The organism is Kribbella sp. CWNU-51 (assembly GCF_054073265.1).
The window spans coordinates 1-23,055 of sequence record NZ_JBSXMZ010000033.1 but is presented as its reverse complement, the minus strand read 5'-3'; the positions used below and the strand labels follow the sequence as shown (position 1 = coordinate 23,055).

Sequence of the window (23,055 nt, the reverse complement as noted above, 5' to 3'; positions counted from 1 at the left end):
CCGGGTGCCCGCTGAGCTTCAGCTGAAGGAGGCGAAGCCGAAGCGGCCCCAGGCCACGAACACGATCAGGGCCAGGTAGGTCAGGTTCAGGACCATGTGCTTGAACTCCTGGCGGCGGAACTCCACGGTGGCCGCGCCGGTCATGATCACGGCCAGGCCGAGGGCCGCCAGCGGGACCAGGATCGGTCCGATGTCGAGCGCCGCGGGCAGGATCAGGCCGGCGGCGCCGACGATCTCGACCGCTCCGAGGGTCTTGACGAAGCTGCCGCTGAAGTCCAGGACCCATCCGCCGCCCGGCGCCTTGGCCAGCTTCTGCTGCGGGATGAACAGCTTGTTCGCGCCGGCGATCAGGAAGACTGCGGCCAGGAGACCGGCAATGATCCACAGGGCGATGTTCATGAGAGTGCTCCTCGATCGGTTACCTCGGCCCTTCCGGGCTCGTCACTCTCCTGACGGACCATGCTGGAGGAAGGTAACGACATGACGGGAGCGGGCCGGGACGACGCGGTGGCAGGAGCCTTCGAGGAGCAGCGTGGGCGCCTGGTGGCGGTCGCCTACCGGATGCTCGGGTCGCGGGCGGACGCCGAGGACGCGGTGCAGGAGGCCTGGCTGCGGCTCGCCCGCCAGGACCCGGCCGCGATCGACAACCTCGGCGGCTGGCTGACCACCGTGGTGGGCCGGGTCTGCATCGACATGCTGCGCTCGCGCAAGGCCCGGCCCGAGGCGTCGTACGACGACCAGCTGCCTGAACTCGTGGTGACCGAGCACGACGGCGGTGCGCCCGAGGAGGGCGCGCTGCTCGCCGAGTCGGTCGGTCTGGCACTGCTGATGGTGCTCGAGTCCCTCGGTCCCGCCGAGCGGCTGGCGTTCGTGCTGCACGACATGTTCGCGGTGCCGTTCGAGGAGATCGGTCAGATCCTCGGCAAGTCCGCGAACGCGTCCAAGATGCTCGCCAGCCGGGCCCGCCGGAAGGTCCAGGGGACGCCCCGTCCGACCGACGAACGGCAGCAGCAGCACGCGGTCGTCGATGCGTTCCTCACGGCAGCGCGGGACGGCGACTTCGACGGCCTGCTGCGGGTGCTCGACCCGGACGTGACGTGGCGGACCTACAGCTCGCGGGGCGTGACCGTCCGTCTGGGAGCGACCGAGGTGGCCGCCATGGCCCAGCGCGGCGCCCGGGCCACGGTGACCGCCACCCCTGTCCTCGTCAACGGCGACCCCGGGGTTGTCGCGTGGGACCCGAACGGCCGGCCGGTGGGCGTGATGGCGTGCACCGTGGTCGACGGCCGGATCGTCGACATCCTGTCGATCCGCGACCCGGAACGCCTCGCGTCCATGGACCTCCCGGGCCGCCCCGACTGAGCCTGCTTCAGACTCCCTGCCCCTCCGCCGCGAGGTCCTGCCAGTCGGACCACAGCTCGAGGCGGTCGGCGTACGTCTGCTGGAGCATCGGGTAGCCCTGGGTGCCGAAGAACACGCGCAGCGGCGGGTTGGCGGCATCCGCGAGCGTGAGGATCGCGCGCCCCGCGGCGGCCGGGTCGGCGGCCTCGAGCGTCTTCGTGAGCGAAGCGAAGCTCTCGCGGAGATCGGCGTACAGCGGATTGACCTCGGCGTGAACGGCGCCGGTACTGCCTTCGGTGGCGTAGAAACCGGGCTCGACGATGGTCACCTTGACGCCGAAGGCGGCGACCTCCTGCTGGAGGGACTCACTCAGGCCCTCCAGGGCCCACTTGGACGCGTGGTACCCGCCGCCGAGCGCCATCGCGGTGAGTCCGCCGACGGACGAGATCTGGATGATGTGCCCACCGCCTTGCGCGCGGAGGATGGGCAGCGCGGCCTGGGTGACCCACAACGGGCCGAACAGGTTGGTCTCCAGAACGTCGCGCAGTTGCTGTTCGGTGAGCTCCTCGACCGCACTGAGCACGCCGTAGCCCGCGTTGTTCACGATGACGTCGAGACGGCCGAAGTGTTCCTTGGCCTGCTCCACGCTGTCGAAGACGGCGGCCTTGTCGGTCACGTCCACCGCGAGCGGCAGTACCGCGTCGCCGTACGCCGTGACCAGGTCCTCTGGGGGTTTCCGTGAGGTCGCGGCCACCCTGTCACCACGGGACAGGGCGGCCTCGACGAAGGCGCGGCCCAGGCCGCGCGACGAACCGGTGACGAACCAGACCTTGCTCATGACGCTCCTTCTCTCATGGCCGGACGTTGTGGTTGCGGGCGAACAGGTTGCCGGGGTCGTACTCGCGCTTGACCGCCGCGAGCCGCTCGTACGTCTCCGCCGGGAAGACGGCGGCGACGTCGTCCTCGGTCGCGGACGCGAGGAAGTTCGCGTAGGCGCCGGCGGCGTGCGGGGTGAGCCGTGCCCAGATCGCTTCCAGGGCAGGGCGACCGGCTTCGATGACCGGCGCCGGACCGATCGTGGTGGTCGCGAACATCAACTCCGCCTGGCGATGCGCGTAGGCCGTGGCGTCGTCGGCGACCCGGGACACCGCACCACCGACGCTGCGGACGGAGATGACCGGCGGGTGCTCCGACGCCCCGACCTCGGCCAGGATGCGGAGGACGTCGGGGACGGATTCCTTGTTGGCAAAGGCGCTTCGGGTGACCAGCTGGATGCCGGGCGGCGGGACCGCGCCGTCCTCGAGCACGTCGGCGTACGGCTTCAGTACGACGTCGTCGGCGATCACGGTGCCGAGCCGGCGGATCGGGGCGAGGGCCTCGGCGGCACGATCCGCGTCGTCGCTGTCGAACGCGACGACGACCTCGACCGGCGCGTTGGGCCCGCCGAGGAACGGGTTGGCGAAGTTCACGATCGACGTGAGCTCTTCGGGGGCGGTGCGGAGGTAGTCCGCCCAGCCCTGGAGCACGTCGCCCGCCTCCGCCGCCGGGAACGCGATCTTGCCGTGGAAGACGTCGGTGGTCAGGTGTGCCGCGAACTCGAACGCGGTCACGATGCCGAAGTTGCCGCCGCCACCGCGGATCGCCCAGAACAACTCCGGGTTCTCTTCGGCGTTCGCGCGGACGACGTCTCCGTCGGCGGTGACCACCTCGGCGGCGACCACGTTGTCCAACGCCAGGCCGTACTTGCGGACCTTCCACCCGAGGCCGCCGCTCAGCGTCAGTCCACCGACGCCGACGCTCCTGGTGTCGCCGGATGAGATCGCGAGGGAATGCGGGGCCAGGGCCGCCGTGACCTGTCCCCAGGTGGCGCCGCCGCCGATCCGGACGAGGTGACGGTCCTTGTCGATGACCTCGACGGTCGCGAGTCTGCCGAGATCGATCACGACACCGTCGTCGTTCGTACCGAAGCCCGCGAAGGCATGGCCGCCGCCGCGCACGGACAGCTCGAGCCCGGTGTCGGCCGCGAATCGGACCGCCGCTTGGACGTCCGCGACGCTTCCAGGCCTCAGGACGTACGCCGGAGTGCCTGACGCCAGCACCGAGCCACTGGCTGCTGCGTACTCCGCGTCACCTGGTTCGATGATGTCGCCGCCGAACTCGCGGCGCAGGGTTTCCACTGCTGAATTCATGATGGTCCTCGTCTTGTTGCTGGCGTACCGAACACACACAAGACGCCGGTGACAGGACAGGTGTGACGTGACGTAGGACACGTCACAGTCCGCGGGGCTGCCTCGTCTCGGGCTGAGAGACCCACTGCGAGATTGGAAGGTGAGAGTCATGCGGGTGTTCGTGGCTGGCGGGACCGGAGTGCTCGGGCGGCGGCTGGTACCGCAGTTGGTGGCCGGGGGGCACCAGGTGACGGCGACGACGACGAGTTCGGCCAAGCTGGAGGTGCTGAAGCGGCTGGGCGCCGAGGCAGTCGTGATGGACGGGCTGGACGGGGTGGCGGTCGGTGAGGCGGTGGCCAAGGCGCAGCCGGACGTGATCGTGCACCAGATGACCGCGATCTCCGTGGCCCACGCCGGCAAGCCCGACATGAAGCACATGGATCGGTGGTTCGCCGGCACCAACCGGCTGCGCACCGAGGGGACGGATCATCTGCTCGCCGCCGCGGAGGCGACCGGCGTGACCCATTTCGTTGCCCAGGGCTACGGTGCCTGGAACGGCCGCCGCGAAGGCGGCTGGGTGAAGACCGAGCAGGACCCGGTGGACCCGATGACCGGTACGCCGGCGGAGCCTGGGATGAAGGCGATCAGCCATGTCGAGGACGTGGTCGTCAAGGCCGGCGGCGCGGTGCTGCGGTACGGCTGGTTCTACGGGCCGGGTGCCACCGACGACCTGGTCGAGCCGGTGCGCATGCGCCAGTTCCCGGTGGTCGGGAGTGGCGCCGGATACTGCTCGTGGGTGCATCTGGACGACGCGGCGAGCGCTACTGTGCTGGCTGTGGAGCGAGGGGCGAAGGGTGTGTTCAACATCGTCGACGACGACCCGGCGCCGGCCAGCGAGTGGCTGCCCTACCTGGCGTCGGCCGCCGGTGCCAAGCGCCCGATGCGAGTCCCGGCCTGGCTGGCCCGCCCGCTGGCCGGGGAAGTCGCGGTGACGATGATGACTGAAGGCCGCGGGTTCTCCAACGCCAAGGCCAAGCGGGAGCTCGGCTGGGAGCTGCGCTACCCGTCGTGGCGGCAGGGTTTCAAGGCCGAGCTGGCATGACTCGCGCCGAGGAGTTCGAGCAGTTGCGGCCGCTGCTGTTCTCGATCGCGTACCGGATCCTGGGCAGCGTGAGTGAGGCCGAGGACGCCGTCCAGGACACCTGGCTGCGCTGGGACTCCTCGCCGACGCCACCAGCCTCGGCGAAGGCGTTCCTGGCGGCCGTGGTGACCCGGATCTCGATCGACGTACTCCGCTCGGCCCGCGTACGGCGGGAGCGCTACGTCGGGCCGTGGTTCCCGGAGCCGCTGCTGACCGATCCCTATCAGGATCCGGAGCGGTCGGCGGAGCTGGCCGACTCGCTGTCGATGGCGGCCTTGCTCCTGCTCGAACGACTCAGCCCGCTCGAGCGTGCGGTCTTCGTGTTGCGTGAGGTGTTCGGGTTCGACTACCCCGAGATCGCTTCGGCCGTGGACCGGTCCCAGGCTGCCTGCCGCCAGATCGCCGTACGGGCTCGCCGTCACATGGACGAGGGCCGGCCTCGCTTCGCGGCGGACCAGGCCGAACGCGAGGAACTCGCCGAGCGGTTCTTCGACGCGGTCCGCGACGGGGACGTCGACGGACTGCGGGAGCTTCTCGCGGCCGACGTACAGATGGTCAGCGACAGCGGCGGCAGGGCCCCGAACTGGGGCACCGGCATCTCCGGTGCCGCCAACGTGTCCCGCACGGTCGCCGCCCTCATCGCGCCGTTCGCGACCATTGGCGGCGTCGTGGAGCCACACCTGCTGAACGGCCAGCCGGGCGCCATCTTCCGCGACCGCGACGGCAAGGTCCTCAACACCTGGACCCTCGACATCCTCGACGGCCGGATCCAGACGATCCGCACCGTCCTCAACCCCGACAAGCTGGCCCACATGGGCCCGGTCGCGGACGCTTGGTCAGTAGTCCGCGAGGCAACCCACTCGCGGCGTCGTCCCACCTGACCCGCCCACGGAGGGTGAGCGTTGACAAGGGTTGGTCTCACGAGGATGGTGAACGACACAGGGCGTATGCGGGTGGTGTTCTCAGGCGTGTTCGTCGGAGACACCTATGAGTGGCCGGGGGGCTGCTGCAGGGGGCTTACTCGCATGGCGAACATGAGTGCAATGAGACGTACCGCGTTGGTCGCGGGCGTGTTCTTCCTGGGCACCGAGGTCACGTCGATCCCGGCGTTGCTGCTCTACCAGCCCGTTCTGCGCGACGGGAATTACCTTGTCGGGGCCGATGCCGACAACCGTGTGTTGCTCGGCGGGCTTCTCGAGCTGTTACTGGTTGTCACGGTCATCGGCACTGCGGTGACGCTCTATCCGGTCGTCAAGCGGCAGAACCACAGCATCGCGCTCGGTTACGTCTGCGGTCGGCTGCTGGAGGCCGCGATCATCGTCGTCGGCGCCGTCAGCGTCCTCACGGTCGTGACGCTCCGGCAGGATCTGGCCGGTACGGCGGACAGCGGCAGTGCCGGTGTCGCCGCCGTCGAGAAGTCCCTGGTGGCGATTCACGACTGGACCTTCCTGATAGGGCCGAGCTGGGTCCTGGGAATCAACAGCTTCCTGCTGGCGTACCTGATGTATCGAATGGACCTGGTGCCGCGGGCCATCACAGTGCTGGGGATGGTCGGAGGCGCACTGGTGTGTGCGTCGGCAACCGCGATGCTGTTGGGGGTCTATGGGCAGGGCACTCACACGATCCTGGCGCTCCCGGTGTTCGCGTGGGAGGTCAGCGTGGCCATCTGGATGATCGCGAAGGGCTTCAAGCCGTCGGCGATCACCGCTATCGGCTCACCCGAGGTCGACGGGAAGACACCGCTGCCTCTCGGCTGAGAAGCAGCGGGCGAGGGTGGGGATCCCCACTCTCCTTGAGCAAGTCCGCTGGGAGATGGTTGTTTGTGGCAACATCTGTGACTTATCCCGTGCACGTGAACGCCACGCTGGATCCGAAGTTGTCCAGGTGGCTGTGGCTGGTCAAGTGGATCCTGGTGATCCCGCACTACGTCGTACTGGCGTTCTTGTGGCTCGGTTTCCTGATCGCGTCGATCATCGCGTTCTTCGCGATCCTCTTCACCGCTCGCTATCCACGCGCGATCTTCGACTACAACGTCGGTGTGATGCGGTGGTCCTGGCGAGTGACGTACTACGCCTACGGCGCGCTCGGAACGGACCGGTACCCGCCGTTCACCCTGAAGGAGGTCGAGGACTATCCCGCGCACCTGTCGGTCGACTACCCGGCGCACCTGTCCCGCGGCCTGGTCCTGGTGAAGTGGTGGCTGCTGGCCATCCCGCACTACATCGTCGTCGGTATCTTCCTCGGCGGTGGCGCATGGGCCGTGAACCGGACCGAAAGCTGGCAGTGGACCGTCAGTGGTGGCGGCGGTCTGGTCGGCGTCCTGGTGGCCATCTCCGCGGTGATTCTCGCGTTCACGGGCGCCTACCCACGGTCGTTGTACGACTTCATCCTCGGGATGAACCGGTGGGCCCTGCGGGTCGCGGGCTATGTGTCCCTGATGACCGACGTCTATCCGCCCTTCCGCCTCGACCAAGGCGGCAGTGACCCCACGCTGGTCGTCCCGGCAGCCTCGGGCGACACACCCACGCCGGCCGGTACGACGGAGACCGGAGACGTACCTCAATAACCCTGCCGCACGGCGGGCGGTCCGGCGTTACGACAGCTTGCGGCGGAGGCGGAGTTCGTCGCGGATCGCCCGCGGGATGGGGAGCCGGTAGCCCTCCAGGGCTTTGGCGTAGGCGAGGAGCGAGGCGGCGAGGCGGCCGGAGTCACTGCGGAAGGTGTCGTCGCGGCGTCCCGCGCTGCGGGCCAGTCGATCGGCCGCGCGGGCGGACCGGACCTCGGCGAGCAGGTGTGCAAGGTCGAGATCCGCCGCCGAGCGGTACTGGATCCCAGGTCGGACGGCTTGTGGTCGGACGGACATCAGGCATCGCCTCACAGGCCTGCCGGTTCCTGACAGACCGCCTGGAATGCCATCGTTCCGGAATTAACCAAGTCTACCTCTCCGCGCCAACCCCGACCGCCGGGCGCCGAAGCAGCAGGAGTACGCCGAGCACGACCAGCCAGACCGCCCACAGGTAGCTGCCGACCAGACCGCCCAAGTCCCAGACTGGGAACCCGGAGACGGCTGTCGAGAGAATGTCGCCCTGATTGACGAGATAGAGCGCGCTCGCGAGGAGACCCAACCAACCCACCCAGGCAGGCATCAGACGACCGCGCAGGATGAGGACACTGACCGTGACCGACCAGACGATGCCGAGGAGTTGCCCGAGGTGCTCGCCCATGAGCGCGCCGCCGTACTGGTGCTGAGCGATCCACGCGGCCGCGACCGCAGAACGAGTGCCCTCGTCACCACTCGTGTAGGAGTCTGCCAACGCTGGTACGACGAAGACCCACCGCAGGAACCCGATCAGCGCCAACAAAACTGACGCGGCCCCGAGATAAGTCGCTACTCGCAACGCTGCGTCTCCACGCCGGCCCAAGGCCGTCGGCAGCAGCAGAATCGGCACGGCCAGGAGCGCGTACGTCCAAGCGACCGCGAACCACGTCCACACCAGACTCGTCCCACCGGCCGCGAACTCCGGCAGGACGACATCAGCCGGCTCACGAAGAATGTCGGGCCAGTCGAACGTCATCGACAACACCGTCGCCGCGACCATGAACGCGACCGTGGACGCGATGAAGAACGCGCCGGCAACCCGAGCGGTCTTGCGCTCTTTCCCAGCGGCCAAAGGCTCCGCGGCGGACACTTCTGTTGTCTCGCTGCTGTGTTGACGACCAGCCATTGCATCCATGTGAGCACCCCCAACCCAGCATGTGCCCCGAAATACGGGCCTGTCCATGGCGCGGAGAGCAACGCGAAGAGGCAGAGAGCGTTTGCAGGGCCGCCGTCCGGGTGGCGGATCACCCGGCTGAGGTGAGGTGATCATGGGGTCGTGGCGGGAGGCTGGCAGCGAGCACCGGTGCAGGCGATGGGAGACGCACGATGGCGACACTGACCGCGTGGAAGTTCGGGAGCTGGGACGGGGCCAACCAGGCGATCGGCACGTTGGAGGCGTTGTCGAAGCAGGGATTGATCACGGTGCACGACGCCGCGTCGGTGTCGTGGCAGCCGGAGACCAGGAGGCCGAAGACCCGGCAGTTGCGCAACTTCACCGGAGTCGGTGCGCTGGGTGGCATGTTCTGGGGGATGCTGTTCGGGATGATCTTCCTGATGCCGCTCGCCGGCGCGGCGATCGGGGCCGCTTCGGGTGCCATCGCGGGATCGCTGGCCGACGTCGGGATCGACGACGACTTCATCAAGGCTGCTCGCGATCAGATCACGCCCGGCACCTCCGCGTTGTTCCTGATGTCAAGCGACGCTGTCCGGGACAAGATCAAGGAAACCTTCGATGCGACGGGGCTGCAGAAGCCGCAGCTCATCCAGTCGAACCTGTCGACGGAGCAGGAGGCGGCGCTGCGGGAGATGTTCGCCGGCTAGCGGGAAGCCGGGTCCGGCCCGCACAACCGCGGGTCGGAGCCGGTCTGTCAGCCCAAGCAGTCGCGTACGGCGGTGATCAGCCGGTTGGCCCGGGCATCACCGTGGCCGACCATGCGGTTGGCGACGTACCCGAAGCCGACGCCGTACTCGTCGTCGCCGAAGGCGAACTGCCCGCCGGCTCCGTCGTTCCCGAAGCTTCGCGCACCCAGCATCGGCCGGAAGGACGCGGAGTCGAGCAGGTAGCCCGAGCCCCAGCGCGCACCGGCGTCGAAACCGAGGAACCCGTGTCCCGACGACACCTCCCGGACCGCATCCGTCACGGTGTCTGCCGTCAGCAGCCGCGCACTCCCGTCGATACCGGTCACGGCTGCCGCGTAAAGCCCGGCAAGGCCGGTCGCCGACGCCACCGCGCCGGCCCCGGGAAGCTCCATCCCCAGCAGGGCGGGATCGTTCCAGCCGTGCGGCACGTCGAGGCCCGGGAAGACCAGCGCGCCGTTCATCGTCACGATCCGCGTGAGCAGATGCTCCGGACCCGGCATCGGCGGTCGACCCTCGGCCTCGGTCAACCGGGCCAGTGAGCCCAGTTCGTCAGCGGGCAGACCGATCCAGGCCCGCAGCCCGAGCGGGTCGCCCACGACCGACCGGAAGTACGCACCCGGCCGCAGCCCGGTGATCCGCCGGACCACCTCGCCGAGGACGAAACCGAACACGTGACCGTGGTACTCGTACGACGTCCCCGGCTCCCACAGCGGCTTCTGCGCCTCGATCGCCGCGATCACCGGCGTCCAGGCCGCGATCTCCTCGAAGGACAGCGTCTGGTCGAGCACCGGGATCCCGGCCCGATGCCCGAGCACCATCCGGGCGCTGATCCTCTCCTTGCCAGCAGCAACAAACGAGGGCCAGTAGTCGCCGATCGGCGCATCGAGGTCGAGTCGCCCCTCCTGGGCGAGCAGGTGGACGACCAGGCTCACCAGCCCTTTGGCACAAGAGAACACGGGTACGACGGTCTCGCGGTCCCACTGTCGTCCCGGAGCGGCCTCGCCGTCCCACAACTCGACGACCTTGCGGCCACCGACGTACACCGTGACCGCCGCGCCGAGCTCGGGGAACAGGTCGAAATTCTCCGCGAAAGTATCGGCGACCGCGCCGAATCCCTCGTCCACCCAGCCGCTGTCCATGATCTCCCGTCCTTCGGTCCAAGGCCGAGTCACTGTATGTCGCGGAGTTCGTCACCAACGACTGATTTACGGCAGCACCCACTTCTGATTCGTCCCGCCGTTGCAGGTGTAGACGATCAGCTTGGTGCCGTTCGCACTCGAAGCGCCGGATGCGTCGAGACACAGTCCGGAGGCGACGTTGAGCAGCGAGCCGTCCGACCGTGGCGTCCACTTCTGCCCGGGACTGCCGTTACACGTCCACAGCACCGCGGCGGTCTTGATCGCCGTACCGCGAGCGTCCAGGCACTTGCCGAGCGAACGCAGGGTGCCGTCATCCGACGACGGTGTCCACTGCTGGTTCGTCGCGCCCTTGCAGGTGTAGAGCGTGGTCGGCGTGCCGTCGGCGGTTGCGGCTTGGTAGATGTCGACGCACTTCCCGGCGATGCCGGTGACCGGACCGGTGTCCTGGAACACGCCGAACTCCCACAGCGAGTAGTAACTCCCGGCCACACCACGAGCCGTCGCGTTGATCCGCACGTACCTGGCGTAGTTGGGCGAGAACACGATGCTGTCGGTGCCACCGTCTCCAGTGGTAGTCGACGACACGGTCTTCCACGTCCGCCCGCTCCCGGAGACCTGAATCTGGTACGCCTTCCCGTACGCCGTCGACAGCCAGTTGAGCAGCACTCGGTTGACCAGTTGGACCGATCCGAGATCGACCCGGAACCACTGTGGATCGGTGCGAGCACTCGACCACGCGGTCGCCATCGAACCGTCGACCGCCTTCGACGCCTCCCGCCCGGCGAGGTAGACGCTCGACGCCAGCGCCGGGTGACCGCGGGCGAGATTGCGCTTCGGTACGTATGTCGCCGTGTAGGTGGCCGGTGCCGGCGGCGCGACGAAGTTGTGGGTGCGTGCGCCGCCGTCGGACCAGGACGCGAACCGGTACAGCTGATTCGCGGGCGCCTGCAGTTGCTCCGCGGACAGTGATCCGCTCGACCCGACGATCGTCGTACCGGTCCAAGGAGCCTTCGCGGTCTTGGCGAGGTAGGTCAGCTGCAGCCCGGCCGGCTGGGTCGCGAACGTGAGCCCGACCGTCTTCGGATCCAGCCGCACGCTCTTGGTGTCGGTCAGCCCACTGGCATCCGTGGCGGTCAGCTTGAGTTCGAGGTACGACGGATACTCGTGATCCGGCGCGGTGAACGTGCCGCTCGAGCCGGTCACCGCAGTGATCTGATGTGAGTGGCAGTCGCTCGGGCAGTGGTGCATGATCAGCGCCCAGCTGAGCGCCGAGGCGGGCAGCGTGCCTTGCTCCGGATCGGTGGCCGAGCCGGCGAAGGTGATCTTGTCGCCGACCTTCCACGTCGTCGCAGGTCCGGGCAAGGTGATCAGCGCCGTCGGTGCCGTGTTGGCGACATTGATCTGTGTCGAGGTCGCGCCGGTCGTATGGCCGTCGGACACCTTCAGGCGCGCGGTAACGGTGCTGCTGGTGGTGTACGTGTGCTGCGCGGTCGCCGCGGTCGAGTCGTCGTACTGGCCGTCGCCGTCGAGGTCCCAGGCGTAGGTCAGCGCGTCGCCGTCGGCGTCGTTGGAGGCGGTCCCGTCGAACCTCACGGTCAGCGGCGTCGGCCCACTGGACGGGTCTGCGTTGATCACCGCGGTGGGCGGGTTGTTCGTGGCGTCGTAGACGTACCGCATGATCCGGCCGTGGTCGTAGTCGACCGCGAACAGGTCACCACCCGGACCGCTCTGCAGTCTGGTGGATCCGTAGCCCGATGCGAACTGCACGATCTTCGCCGGGTCCGGCAGTCCGTCGGAGCCCGGCATCATCGCCCACACGCACTGTCGGCTGTAGTCGGAGAAGAACAGTGCACCGTCGTACTCCGGCGGGTAGTTTCCGCCCCGGTAGAAGGACATCCCGGAGATCGACGAACTGCCGACGCTGCAGGTCTCGTTCGTAGCGACGTGATCGGTGTGGTTGTAGGCGTAGTACGGCGAGGTCACCGCGGACGGACCGGCGGCGTACAGGTTCTCGCAGATGTTCAGGTTCGCCGCGTCGAACCCGGCCATCCGCGCGGCCCCTTCGTAGCAGGGCCAGCCGAAGTTGGTGACGCCCGCAGTCGGGTTGACGACCCGGTCGAACTCCTCCCAGTTCTTGTTGCCGACGTCACCGATCCAGATCTCGTTCGTACCCGGGCGGAAGTCGAACCGCATCGGGTTGCGCAGACCGTGGGCCACGATCCGCCGCGTGTTCAGGTCGTTACTGCTCAAGGCCGGGTTGCCCGGCGCGGCCTGGCCGGTGTCGGGGTCGATCCGGATCAGGGATCCGTCCAGACCGGCCGGATCGCCACTGGTGCGGACGTCCTGGGCCCGCAGCGCGCCACCCTCCGCGGTCGGCGGCGTGAGCGTCGCGCCAACGGGCGCCGGCCCATCTCCACAAGGGTTGTCGGGGGTCGCGTCCGAGGCCGGGAAGCCGTCCTGGCCGTAGTCGACGTAGTTGAAGCTGCCGCCGTCACCAGCGCCGGCGTAGAGCATGCCGTCGGGCCCGAACTCGATCGAGCCGATCGAGTGACTCGGGAAGACCTGGCACCAGTCCTCGACGAGCACCTGTTCGGCGCCGGTGCCGTTGATGACCGCTACGCGCGCACTGGCCTGGCAGCCGTCGCTCGTCGGGCCGGGCGGCGACGGACACGGGTCGTCGGTCGTGTCCGGCGTACCCCACTTCGGTGTCGGTCCGCCGATCAGGCCGTCGTGCGTGTACAGCACGTAAATGCGTGGATCCGCAGGGAAGTCGGGGTGCAAGGCGAGACCGAGAAGTCCACGATCCCAATAGTTGTAGACCTGCGTGCGGAGATCGGCGTACACACTCGGCGTCGGATCGTCGAGCGAGTCGAAGACCTTGATCAGGCCGCTCTTCTCGGCGACGAAGACCCGGCCGTCCGGCGAGAACGCGACGTTCGTCGGATTGACCAGCCCGCTGAACACGGTCTGTTCGGTGAAGCCAGTCGGCGTGACTCCGGCCCGTGCCGGTTCGATCGCGACGAGTGGCGCCAGCAAGAGAACACAAAGCGCGGACAGAACGCGACGCACCCACAGGGCGGTAAACCTCATGAAGCCCCCCAGGCCCACAAACCCCGGCGCCCGGCCTCACATACCCCCTGCGAGCACTCGAAGTGGCCGCCAGCATGACCCTGTCGCCAACCTCGGCGCAAGACCGGATATGCATTCGTTTCAAACACTCCACCGGCTGGTCGACACGCAGTCAGTCAGTGCATGCACACTGTGGTGATGAGGCGTGATGTGCGGCAGTTACCGGCCGAAGCGGGGGTGTATCGCTTCCGTGACGAGACCGGGAAAGTGCTGTATATCGGACGGGCCCGTAACCTCCGCCGGCGCGTGCAGTCGTACTGGAACCACCTCGGCGGCCGGCCGCAGCTCGCGCAGATGGTACGGCGGATCGCCCGCGTGGAAGGGGTTTGGTGCGACTCCGAGCACGAGGCCGCCTGGCTCGAACGCAACCTGCTCGAGCATTCCAAGCCGCGGTGGAACCGGACCGAGGGCGGAGCGGAGGTGGTCGGCTACATCCGGTTCGACGACGGATCCAAGCCTGGGCTGCGGTTCGAGCACACGGTGAGCGGGACCGCGCCGCACTTCGGGCCGTACCTCGGCGGGCTGCGGATCCGGCAGGCGATCTCCGGTCTGCATCGCGTGCTGCCGTTGCAGTACACGGTCGAAGGCGACGGCTCGGCGCAGGAGTTCGGCCGGCTGTTCGGGATCGGGCCGGGCGACCGTGCTGCGCTGGCTCGGACCGCGATCGCCGTACTCGAAAGGGATCCGGCCGCGGTGGCCGCGCTGCGCGACGAGTTGGTACGGCGGCGGGATCGGGCGGCCGGCGAGCTCCGGTTCGAGTTCGCGGCGAAGGTGCAGGACGAGCTCGCGGCGCTCGAGTGGATCGTCGCCGAGCAGAAGGTCGCTTGGCTCGAACCTCGCGACGCGGACGTGTACGGGTGGGCGGACGGCGTACTCGTGCACTTCCAGGTCCGCGGCGGGCGGATGTGCACCTGGACGCAGCGCGCTGTGTCGGAGGCGACGGCTCGCGATCGGGTGGCGGCGACGCCGGTCCTCTGGCAGTCGTTTGCCCAACGCAACGCCGAGCTGGCCGTCCGGCTGCGTGACTCCATGAGTGCATAGCATCGGCTGTCATGACGCAGCCCCCGTTTCCGGAGTACCAGCCAACGAGTCAGCGCCGTGGTCCTGTGGTGCTGATAGGCGTACTCGTGCTCGTGCTGGTCGCAGTGGTGGTGGCCGGGGTGGTCGTCGTACTGCGCCTTGTCGACGACAAGCCGGCGGCGGCCGCGACTCCGCAGGCGGTTGAGTTCCGGCGGGTGCTGACGGCCGCGCAAGGCACCTGCACCAGCCCGCTGCCGAAGGGGATCGTCTGCGATCCGAATGGCATGCGCTACACCGTCGGCAAGGTCGAACTCGACGGCAGCCACGTCTCCGAGGTCAAGGCGGCGCAGTCACCCGACCAGCCCGGCTGGTACCTCACTCTGACCCTGGATGAGCAGGGCGCCCGCGTCTTCGCCGCGCTAACCACCCAGCTGGCCGCCCTGCAACCGCCGAAGAACCAGTTGGCGATCGTGGTCGGCGGCCAGGTCGCCGCGGCTCCGACAGTCACGTCCGCCATCACAGCCGGCAAGGTCCAGATCAGCGGCAACTACACCAAGAAAGACGCCGAAGCCCTGGCCACCAAGATCACCGGCTGACCGGCTCAGCGGTTGGTCACTTCGAAGGCGACGACTGCTGCGGCCACGGCGACGTTCAGCGACTCGACCCCGGCGTGCAGCGGGATCTGCAGGTCGGAGTCGGTGGCGACCGTGATGCCGTTGGTCTCGCCGCCGAGCACGTAGACGGCGCGCGGCGCGAGGTCGGCCTTGAACAGTGAGTCTTCCGATCGGGCCGCCAGACCATAGACGTGATAGCCGGCGGTGCGGAGTAGATCGACAGCCGTCTTGGCGGTCGACGTGTTCACGATCGGCGCTTGGAACGCGACCCCGGCCGATGCCTTGATCACGAGCGGCCCGACATGCGGCGTACCGGCTCGGGGCAGGATCACCCCGTCGAACCCGGCGCCGGTCGCCGTACGCAGGATCATGCCGACGTTGCCCGGGTTGGTGACGCCGTCGAGCAGGAAGACGTTCGTCGGCCGCTTGCCGCGTTCACGCAGGAACTCCTCCAACGGCGTCATGCGCGGCGCGTCGACGTCCGCGACCACACCCTGGTCGTGCTTCCCGTTCCCAGCCAGCCACTTCACCCGACTGGCGGTTGCGCGCTCAACCGGCGTCCCGTACTTCTCCGCGGCCCGCAGGATCTCCTGCATCGACTGTCCGGTCGCGTTGTCCGCCAGTACCACCTTGGCCACCGACAACCCGGGATCATGCAGCGCCTCGAGCACCGGCTTCCGCCCGTACACCGTGATCCACTTGTCCCGCGGCGACTTCCTCGATTCCACCCGCCTACGGTACGCCGTGCCGCCGGATGCACTGGACAAGATGCGGGCGTAACGGTGTACTCGGTGCCCATCGACCTCTCGGAGGGGGCGCATGCCGGGGATTCGGCTGGACTCGGTGTCCAAGGTGTACGACGGGGACCATCTCGCGGTGGACGAGTTGTCCCTCGAGGTGGCGGACGGCGAGTTCATGGTGCTGCTCGGTCCATCCGGTTGCGGCAAGTCGACCGTCCTGCGGATGATCGCGGGCCTGGAGCCGATCACGGCCGGCGACCTGTGGCTCGGCCGGACCCACGCGAATCGGCTGCAGCACAAGGACCGCGGCGTCGCGATGGTCTTCGAGAACGGCGCCCTGTACCCGAACCGCACGGTCCGCGAGAACATCATGTTCCCCCTGCTGGTCGCGGGGGAGGAGCCGGCCGAGGCGAGCGTCAAGGCCGCGGAGCTCGCCCGGATCCTCGGCATCGAGAACGCGATCGACCAGCTCCCGTGGACCCTGTCCGGCGGCCAGCGCCAACGGGTCGCGATCGGCCGGGCGATCGTCCGCCGGCCGGAGATCTTCCTGATGGACGAGCCGCTGTCGAACCTCGACGCGACGATGCGCACCGAGCTCCGCCAGGAGATCGGTGCCATGAGCAAGGACCTGAAGGCGACCACGGTCTACGTCACCCACGACCACGTCGAGGCGTTCACCCTGGCCGACCGCATCGCGATCATGCGCAACGGCCGCATCGAGGACGCCGGCACCCCCGAGCAGGTCTACGCCGACCCCGGCACCGCGTTCGTAGCAGGCTTCCTGGGTACGCCCAGAATCAACCTGATCTCCGCCACAGTCCGAGTCACCGCCCGCCACCGCGTCGCCCTCGACTTCGGCACCCAGTCGATCTCCCTACCCCCAATCGACCGCAGATCCCTAATCCTCAGCCACCACGACAGCGCCAAGGTCATCGTCGGCATCCGCCCCGACGCCCTGACCCTCACCCCCACCACCGAAACCGACAACTGGCTAACCGGCCGCCTCCGCACCCTCGAATTCCACGGCAACCAACGATTCGCCTTCATAGAATCCGACCTAACCCACCAAACCCGGACCTAATAGGCCAACCACCCCCCAACCTCCCCGCCACGCTGATCCCACCCCCCGCCGCCGATCCCTCCGACCCCAACCCCCAGAACCCCCACCCTGCACCCCAACCCACCGCCGCTCCGACCTGATAGTCCAACTAGACGCCTCCACCTCCCTACGCCCCCAAACCCCCGTCCGAGTAGCCGGAGACCCCACCCACCTACACCTCTTCGACCAATCCGGCCACCGAGTAGACCGCATAACCCGCCGAACGTAACCCGCCACCTACACCCGCACTGGAAGTCCTCGGAGCGCTGTCCGACAGGCAACGCCAGCCGCCGGTCGTGCGCGAACTGTGCCCTTCGTCAGCCCCACCCGAGAGGATCGCCTCCTGTGATCGTGGTGCGCCCAGCCACCTCCGATGACCTCGACCAACTGCTCACACTCGCCGAGGAGATGGATCGCTTCTACGGTGCCACCGAGATAGACCCACCCGAGTTGCGACGCCAGCAGACTCACGACGCCCTGTTCGGCGACCTCCCGGCCGCCAACTCCCTGCTGGCATTTGACGGTCAAAAGGTGGTCGGCTTCGCCGCATACTCATTCCTCTGGCCGGCAGTCGGCCTGACTCGCTCGCTGTACCTCAAAGAGTTGTTCTCTCACTGACGCACCGCATGCGTGGTGTCGGCCGCTCCCTGATGGAGTCCCTGTTCGAGACAGCCCGCAAGCACGACTGCACCCGCGTCGAGTGGACCACCGACACAGACAATCCCACCGCCCAAGCGTTCTACAAGACCTTCGCCGCCGAACCAACATCCAACAAACTGCTGTACCGCCTCGAGCAGTAACGCCGGACAGGACCCGACCATGACTTCGGCGAGCACACTCCGACCTGAGAGATCGATCGCTGTCGGCCCCGGCGGGTCTGTGTGATGAACAGTCGTCTTCCGGATGACGTCGACCCGGGCCGGTAGGTGGCGCGCGGCAGCGCGCAGGGGCGACGGTAGCCCTCAGGGAGGTACGGGTAGGTGGGAGCGCGCGTAGCGGGCGCGACGGAGGGATTCCCGCGCAGAACGCGGGAGCAGAACTACCTTTGAGAGCCGGTAAGCGGACTCGAACCCCTAACCACCGCTTTACAAGTGCGAGGGTTCGAATCCACGGTGCCGTCTGCCGGCGGAAACTGTGTCATCGGCGCTGTCTGCGCTGCCGGATCTGCCTTGGAATGACTGCGGTTCATTGACAGGGCCATTGACACGCGTTGGCGCAAGCGGGGACCGATCCCCGCCGGCGCGAGATTCGCTGGCGGCACCATCGACGTCAACGTCAACGTCAACGCGAGCTTCTCCGAGGGCACCGTCAGCTTCTACGCCGGACAGTTCTCCGATGGTGCCGTCGACTTCACCGGCCCCACGTTCTCCGCCGGCACGGTGGACCTGTCCGAAATACCTCCGGCCGGCGCCAGCGCCGTTCTGGGGCTACCTGAACCGCCGCCGACCGGGCTGAAGGCGCCGGGCGATTGGATACCGAACTGGGCGCAGGACTAGGCCCTTCCGCTGGGCTCGGTATCGGCGACATCGGCCGGTGTGCGTCCGTGGCAGTTGACGCTACTGTCGCACCCGAGGCAAGGATGCTTATGTCAACCGCGACGATGGGATGGTCGCATCCGTAGGTGGCCTCATCGATCCAGCGCTTCGTTAGCAGCACCTCGGCGAGGTCGCTTGATCGGATTTGTATACATGGCGAACCGTCGCCTGGGCACACAACTCGGGTCGCTCCCCCGGATCAAACAGTGATGCCAAGCATCAGACCGGATAGTTCCAGCACGGACAGCCTGATCCGGCTACGCACGGCATTTCAGGGCTATTTTCCTCCCTGAGGAGCCTCGACGCAGAGTTCTTGTGGCGTAGTCTCAGATGTATTGAAGGGGGGAACGTATGCGCCCGAGTTGGCTTCTACTTGCCGTAGCGGCGCTCCTTGCGGCCGCGACGCCGGCTGCAGCCGCAGAAGGTGGGTCGGTTTCAGCAGTTCCGGCTCAACTGGTTCTCGATCAGGAAGGAAGCGGAACCGTCGCCCTTCTGAACGAGTCTGGTGACGCTGTCAGCCTGAGCAGCCTCTCGGTTGTGGATGCCAAGGGAACCAAAGTCCCCGGAGATCCCGTCAAGTCCCCCCCAACCGCTATCGTGGGCGGCGGCCGGGTCCAGATCACGGTCGAATTGCCAAACCCACCTGCGGGCGCGGAACTTGTCATCGTCTCGAAAGACCCCGACGGCACAACCGCAGTGCTTCGAGTGCCCGTGAAGCCGACCTACGCAGTGACCGAATGGACGGTACGAAGGGCGGCGCCAGACGACGACGAAACCAACATTTGGGAATTGCCGATCGCCAACGAGTGCGGCCAGCTGGGTCTGTCAGGTGGCGCGATTGTCGGAATACTTCAGGCTGGCAGCAGATCGGTCACGATCACTGGCAAGTGCACCTCCCCCGGCATGAAATCGGTCGCACTCACGGCCGGATCGACAAAGTGGGCTGGCCAGACCTACGCCGGGAAGATCGACTTGGGCGCGGCGTCTGGGGGCCCCATTGTCGACTTGAAACTAGTCACAACCACACAATGGTGGATCGTCGCCGGTCTGCTGGTGACAGGAATCGCAGTTGCTCTGGCCGTGGCCTACTGGACCACCGGCACGGGGAGGGAGGTGTCGAACCTGACTCGCCAGACGTACCTGATAGACAACCTTGTCTGGAAGGAGAACCCCCGTAGCGTGGACAAGCTGTTCGCGCACGCGGCCGAGAGTCTCCAGCTGCGCCCGGAAGTCCAGAGGTGGACCATCAGGGACGACGTGAATAATCGCACTCGAAAGCTTCGGTCTGACCTACGGAAGGATCGCAGAGCGGATGCTCTCAAAAGCGTCGAGGACGAACTGGTCGACCTAGACGCCACGATTCGTTCTTGGCCGCAGGCAGCGAATTCGCTCGGAGAACTGGAACACCTATGGTCTCGGCTCGCGGAGTTGCCGGAGTACAAAAGGCGAGTCAAGGCCAAAACGTTCGGCCGCACGGGGCCGAAGCTCACCCTCGACGAGATCAAAGAGGTGTCGGAATGCGCACGGGAAGCGGCAATCATGGCAGCGATCTGGCCGGCCGACGCCATCAGCGCAGCCATCGCTCGAGCACAGACTCTACCCGCTAATCACGAGGCGGTAGCAAGCCTTGAGAGCGCCCGTGCGCAGTTCCGCACAGCTATCGATCGCACGCAGGCGTGGGCAGCGCTGCCCGACTTCTGGGAGGCCGACAAGCAGCTCAGAGCCGCGGCGTCAGGCGAGGCGAAGCTCGCCGGGGAAGAAGCCCCTGCAGCCGGAGCAGGTTTCGTCAGCGGTCTCTTCACTCCCGCCGCCGGCGTCGATCCTGCGGCAACCGCCCGCTACCTCGCCTTCTGGATTACCGCGATTGACTACGCGGTCATAGTCGTCATCCTCCTCGCCGGCCTGTTGGCCGGCATGCAGGCGCTCTACGTCACCAAACCGTTCGGTGGCTGGTGGGACGCGGCTGCTGCGCTCGCCTGGGGACTGACCGCCGGCGCGCTCGCCGTGCCCTTAAGCGTCGCGCTGACACGCTGGATCCAGCCAGCACCCGCGGCCGTTCTGGAGAGCTGAGGCCAACATGCCGTTCCCAGCCGCTCTGCAATCGACCCCGTTCCCCGCTTGGAGGGGCGGTCGTCAGCTGGTGAATCACACCGCGCCAGTCCCGGTTCAAGACCAGCAGGAAAATCAGTGGTGCTGGTTAGCAGTCGCGGTATCCATTGACAGCCACTACGGCGGTCAGCACAACCAATGCGAGCTCGCCAACTCCTTGCTCGGGCAGAGCACGTGCTGTGACAAGCCCTGGTCGGTGCCCTGCAACCAGCCCGGACAGGTAGCCAAAGCGCTGGACCACGTGAGTCGCCACCGCCAGCCGCCCAGTCCGCTAGCGGGAGTGCCGCCTGCGATCGCTGCTATCGCGGCAGCCCTCGCTGCTGGTCATCCGCCCGCCGCACAGTTGTCGTTCGAACGTGGAGGTCATCACGTGGTGGTGCTCGCCGCCCACGGAACCGACGCGAGCGGTGCCCCGACCGTTCAAGTCGGCGACCCGGATCCGTTCTACAACCCAACTCACGTCATCTGGGCGCAAGCCTCCCACTACCGCGGTGGCGTATCGTGGACCCACGTCTTCTGGACAAGGCCCTAAGCACGATGACACTGCGACTAGTGCCCCGCGTCTGAGGTCTTCTGACGGTTGGCTTTCTTGAGGATCTGGTCGGCGGGCTTGGTCCAGGCGAACGGGTGTGATCGGTCGTTCCAGCCGTTGATGAAGCGTCGGATCTTGGTGTTGAGATCGCCGACGGATCGGAAGGTGCCGCGGTGGATGGCTTGGCGTTCGATGATGGAGAACCAGACTTCGACCAGGTTCATCCAGGAAGCGTGGGTCGGGGTGAAGTGCACGCTGACGCGCGGGTTGGCGACCAGCCAGGCCTTGATCTTGGGGTGTTTGTGGGCGGCGTAGTTGTCCAGCACCAGGTGCAACTCACGACCGGGGTGGGCGCGGGCGACCTGCTTGAGGAACGCCAGGAACTCCTGGTGACGGTGCCGGGGTTTGCAGGCCGCGGTGACCTGGCCGGTGGCGATCTCCAGCGCGGCGAACAGGGTCGTGGTGCCGTGCCGGACATAGTCGTGCGAGCGGCGTTCGGCCAGCCCCGGCTGCAGCGGCAGGATCGGAGCCGTCCGGTCCAGTGCCTGGATCTGCGACTTCTCGTCCACGCACAACACCACCGCGTTGTCCGGCGGCGCCAAGTACAGCCCGACCACATCGGTGACCTTGGCCACCAGTTCGGGATCGGTGGAGAACCGGAACGACTCCGACCGCCACGGCTGCACCCCGAACTCGCGCCACGCCCTGGCCACCGTGGCGTCCCCGATCCCCAGATGCCGCCCCAGCAGCCGAGATGACCAGTGCGTCACCCCGTACTTCTTCGGCGGCGGCGTCAACGTCGCCGCGACGATGCCTCGATGATCAACCGTGCGCGGCCGGCCCGAGCGCACCTCGTCGTCCAGCCCCGCCAGCCCCCGCTCGTCGTAGCGATCCCGCCACCCGATCACCGTCGGCCGCGACACCCCAACCAACTCCGCGATCCTGGTGTTCGACACTCCCTGCGAGGCCAGCAGGACAATCCGGGCCCGCTGCGCCAGCCCGGCCCGCACACTCGACGCCCGCGTCAACGCAACCAGGTCCTCAACGTCACCCTCACGCAACACCAACGCAGCAGCAGGACGATTCGGCATACCTCATCATCCCAACCACCAACCGTAAATCAATTAACGACGCGCGGCACTAGCAACACCAGATGACCCCGATCTTCTGAAGGTCCGCGTGTTTGACGCAATCGGTTCGATGTTTGATAACGAACCGCTGATCAGTGCGCCCTACCGCGTCGAGGTTGTCGACCTCGAGTCCGTCGCTGCGGGATCCCTTGTCGGACAAAACCGGGGCCAGCTTCCACGCTGGCAATGCCTCGTAGGCCCGGGAGAGCCGGCAGCAACAATCGACCTCATCGAAGTACCAAACGACTTTAAGGTCGTCAGTATAAACCGTGGCACCCTTGCGACTCAATTCGCCGAGGCCGTGGACTTTGCAGACGCCATCGCCGGGACCAACGAGTACGAGCTCCGTGCGTTTGAGATTCCTGCGCTGCACTTCGCGGCGGCGCATTTAATAGGCAACGATCTCGAGCACTTTATACCCATCGGTTGGCCGGCCGCCGACATCGGACTCTTTCCCTTCGAGGTGTACTTTCCGGCATTCATCGCTGAGCAATTGTCGTTATTCGCTCGCCGGGTTCTCGGCCGCCCCGACTAGAAGACCTCATCCCTGGTGCAATAGGTGCTCCGAGGCTTGGTGGTTCGCAGCAAGATCGCTGGCAGCGCGCCGACGCTCGGACACAGGGCACCGCACAGGGCCGATCGACTGCCATGCGATCGATCGGCCCGTGCGGCCGGAGCCGTCCGCTCGAACGCGCACACGATCACCGCACGTCAGAGCGGTTATGCAATGGGCCGAAGGACGCCGCTACCTCGGCCTCGACGTCCTCGCCCGCTCACGCCTGACCAACCTCACCAACAACCAACCCGAGATCGAAACCGACGACCTACCAGCACTCACAGTGAGGATGATGGGTGTGGTCCCCCGCAGTGGTCGTCCTGACTCGACCACTCACTGACTT

Annotated in this window: 22 protein-coding genes; 13 read left to right on the top strand and 9 right to left on the bottom strand. The window is 67.2% G+C overall.

Annotated features, from left to right (window positions below; translation table 11 throughout):
* Nucleotides 1-18: 18 nt before the first annotated feature.
* Entirely contained in the window at nt 19-399 is a 381-nt protein-coding gene (locus ACXC9Q_RS29975; protein ID WP_457059975.1) for a DoxX family protein, read from the bottom strand.
* 81 nt (nt 400-480) lie between these two features.
* Here ACXC9Q_RS29975 and ACXC9Q_RS29970 point away from each other — a divergent pair, with 81 nt between their 5' ends.
* Nucleotides 481-1,362, top strand: a complete 882-nt coding sequence (locus ACXC9Q_RS29970; protein ID WP_457059974.1) for a sigma-70 family RNA polymerase sigma factor — start codon at nt 481-483, stop codon at nt 1,360-1,362.
* A gap of 7 nt (nt 1,363-1,369) precedes the next feature.
* Here the strand turns inward: ACXC9Q_RS29970 and ACXC9Q_RS29965 are convergent, their stop codons facing one another.
* Nucleotides 1,370-2,179 carry an SDR family NAD(P)-dependent oxidoreductase gene (locus tag ACXC9Q_RS29965; protein ID WP_457059973.1) on the bottom strand — a complete coding sequence of 270 codons (810 nt, stop codon included), beginning with the start codon at nt 2,177-2,179 and terminating at the stop codon, nt 1,370-1,372.
* 13 nt (nt 2,180-2,192) lie between these two features.
* A complete protein-coding gene (locus ACXC9Q_RS29960; protein ID WP_457059972.1) occupies nt 2,193-3,530 on the bottom strand; it encodes an FAD-binding oxidoreductase in 1,338 nt (445 codons plus the stop codon).
* A gap of 148 nt (nt 3,531-3,678) precedes the next feature.
* Here ACXC9Q_RS29960 and ACXC9Q_RS29955 point away from each other — a divergent pair, with 148 nt between their 5' ends.
* The 4 genes from ACXC9Q_RS29955 to ACXC9Q_RS29940 all read left to right on the top strand — a co-directional run bounded on the left by ACXC9Q_RS29955 (nt 3,679) and on the right by ACXC9Q_RS29940 (nt 7,216).
* Nucleotides 3,679-4,611, top strand: coding sequence for an NAD-dependent epimerase/dehydratase family protein (locus ACXC9Q_RS29955; protein WP_457059971.1), 933 nt, complete (start codon nt 3,679-3,681; stop codon nt 4,609-4,611).
* The gene (locus tag ACXC9Q_RS29950) at nt 4,608-5,531 is read left to right on the top strand and encodes an RNA polymerase sigma-70 factor (protein ID WP_457059970.1); all 924 of its coding nucleotides are present in this window, start codon (nt 4,608-4,610) and stop codon (nt 5,529-5,531) included. The genes ACXC9Q_RS29955 and ACXC9Q_RS29950 overlap by 4 nt, the downstream gene beginning before the upstream one ends.
* A 153-nt stretch (nt 5,532-5,684) precedes the next feature.
* Nucleotides 5,685-6,407, top strand: coding sequence for a DUF4386 domain-containing protein (locus ACXC9Q_RS29945; RefSeq protein ID WP_457059969.1), 723 nt, complete (start codon nt 5,685-5,687; stop codon nt 6,405-6,407).
* A gap of 95 nt (nt 6,408-6,502) precedes the next feature.
* On the top strand, nt 6,503-7,216 hold the full coding sequence (locus ACXC9Q_RS29940; protein ID WP_457059968.1) for a DUF4389 domain-containing protein: 714 nt from the start codon (nt 6,503-6,505) through the stop codon (nt 7,214-7,216).
* 27 nt (nt 7,217-7,243) lie between these two features.
* On the opposite strand, the gene ACXC9Q_RS29935 is transcribed toward ACXC9Q_RS29940, so the two are convergent.
* Nucleotides 7,244-7,513 (bottom strand): hypothetical protein, encoded by a 270-nt coding sequence (locus ACXC9Q_RS29935; protein WP_457059967.1) that lies wholly within the window; start codon nt 7,511-7,513, stop codon nt 7,244-7,246.
* A gap of 73 nt (nt 7,514-7,586) precedes the next feature.
* Complete coding sequence (locus tag ACXC9Q_RS29930; protein WP_457059966.1) at nt 7,587-8,321, bottom strand: DUF4386 domain-containing protein; 735 nt, start codon at nt 8,319-8,321, stop codon at nt 7,587-7,589.
* 254 nt (nt 8,322-8,575) lie between these two features.
* Here ACXC9Q_RS29930 and ACXC9Q_RS29925 point away from each other — a divergent pair, with 254 nt between their 5' ends.
* The gene (locus tag ACXC9Q_RS29925; protein ID WP_457059965.1) at nt 8,576-9,070 is read left to right on the top strand and encodes a DUF1269 domain-containing protein; all 495 of its coding nucleotides are present in this window, start codon (nt 8,576-8,578) and stop codon (nt 9,068-9,070) included.
* 47 nt (nt 9,071-9,117) lie between these two features.
* Here the strand turns inward: ACXC9Q_RS29925 and ACXC9Q_RS29920 are convergent, their stop codons facing one another.
* Both ACXC9Q_RS29920 and ACXC9Q_RS29915 read right to left on the bottom strand, forming a co-directional pair.
* Nucleotides 9,118-10,248 (bottom strand): serine hydrolase domain-containing protein, encoded by a 1,131-nt coding sequence (locus ACXC9Q_RS29920; protein WP_457059964.1) that lies wholly within the window; start codon nt 10,246-10,248, stop codon nt 9,118-9,120.
* A gap of 66 nt (nt 10,249-10,314) precedes the next feature.
* Nucleotides 10,315-13,338, bottom strand: coding sequence for a ricin-type beta-trefoil lectin domain protein (locus tag ACXC9Q_RS29915; protein WP_457059963.1), 3,024 nt, complete (start codon nt 13,336-13,338; stop codon nt 10,315-10,317).
* A 177-nt stretch (nt 13,339-13,515) separates the two neighbouring features.
* On the opposite strand from ACXC9Q_RS29915, the gene ACXC9Q_RS29910 reads away from it, so the two are divergent.
* Together ACXC9Q_RS29910 and ACXC9Q_RS29905 are read left to right on the top strand one after the other, a co-directional pair.
* Nucleotides 13,516-14,418 carry a GIY-YIG nuclease family protein gene (locus ACXC9Q_RS29910; RefSeq protein ID WP_457059962.1) on the top strand — a complete coding sequence of 301 codons (903 nt, stop codon included), beginning with the start codon at nt 13,516-13,518 and terminating at the stop codon, nt 14,416-14,418.
* Between the two features lie 11 nt (nt 14,419-14,429).
* A complete protein-coding gene (locus ACXC9Q_RS29905) occupies nt 14,430-14,993 on the top strand; it encodes a SecDF P1 head subdomain-containing protein (protein WP_457059961.1) in 564 nt (187 codons plus the stop codon).
* Nucleotides 14,994-14,998: 5 nt separating this feature from the next.
* Here the strand turns inward: ACXC9Q_RS29905 and ACXC9Q_RS29900 are convergent, their stop codons facing one another.
* Nucleotides 14,999-15,739, bottom strand: a complete 741-nt coding sequence (locus ACXC9Q_RS29900; RefSeq protein WP_457059960.1) for a TrmH family RNA methyltransferase — start codon at nt 15,737-15,739, stop codon at nt 14,999-15,001.
* 91 nt (nt 15,740-15,830) lie between these two features.
* Here ACXC9Q_RS29900 and ACXC9Q_RS29895 point away from each other — a divergent pair, with 91 nt between their 5' ends.
* The 4 genes from ACXC9Q_RS29895 (at nt 15,831) to ACXC9Q_RS29880 (ending at nt 20,455) form a co-directional block, all read left to right on the top strand.
* Nucleotides 15,831-16,832, top strand: coding sequence for an ABC transporter ATP-binding protein (locus tag ACXC9Q_RS29895; protein ID WP_457059959.1), 1,002 nt, complete (start codon nt 15,831-15,833; stop codon nt 16,830-16,832).
* A 363-nt stretch (nt 16,833-17,195) separates the two neighbouring features.
* Nucleotides 17,196-17,468 carry a hypothetical protein gene (locus ACXC9Q_RS29890; RefSeq protein WP_457059958.1) on the top strand — a complete coding sequence of 91 codons (273 nt, stop codon included), beginning with the start codon at nt 17,196-17,198 and terminating at the stop codon, nt 17,466-17,468.
* Nucleotides 17,469-17,500: 32 nt separating this feature from the next.
* A complete protein-coding gene (locus tag ACXC9Q_RS29885; protein ID WP_457059957.1) occupies nt 17,501-17,650 on the top strand; it encodes a GNAT family N-acetyltransferase in 150 nt (49 codons plus the stop codon).
* A gap of 1,086 nt (nt 17,651-18,736) precedes the next feature.
* Nucleotides 18,737-20,455, top strand: coding sequence for a hypothetical protein (locus ACXC9Q_RS29880; protein ID WP_457059956.1), 1,719 nt, complete (start codon nt 18,737-18,739; stop codon nt 20,453-20,455).
* 588 nt (nt 20,456-21,043) lie between these two features.
* On the opposite strand, the gene ACXC9Q_RS29875 is transcribed toward ACXC9Q_RS29880, so the two are convergent.
* Nucleotides 21,044-22,117, bottom strand: coding sequence for an IS630 family transposase (locus ACXC9Q_RS29875; RefSeq protein WP_457059955.1), 1,074 nt, complete (start codon nt 22,115-22,117; stop codon nt 21,044-21,046).
* A gap of 88 nt (nt 22,118-22,205) precedes the next feature.
* Between ACXC9Q_RS29875 and ACXC9Q_RS29870 the strand changes: the two genes are divergently transcribed.
* Nucleotides 22,206-22,691, top strand: a complete 486-nt coding sequence (locus ACXC9Q_RS29870; protein WP_457059954.1) for a hypothetical protein — start codon at nt 22,206-22,208, stop codon at nt 22,689-22,691.
* Nucleotides 22,692-23,055 lie beyond the last annotated feature (364 nt).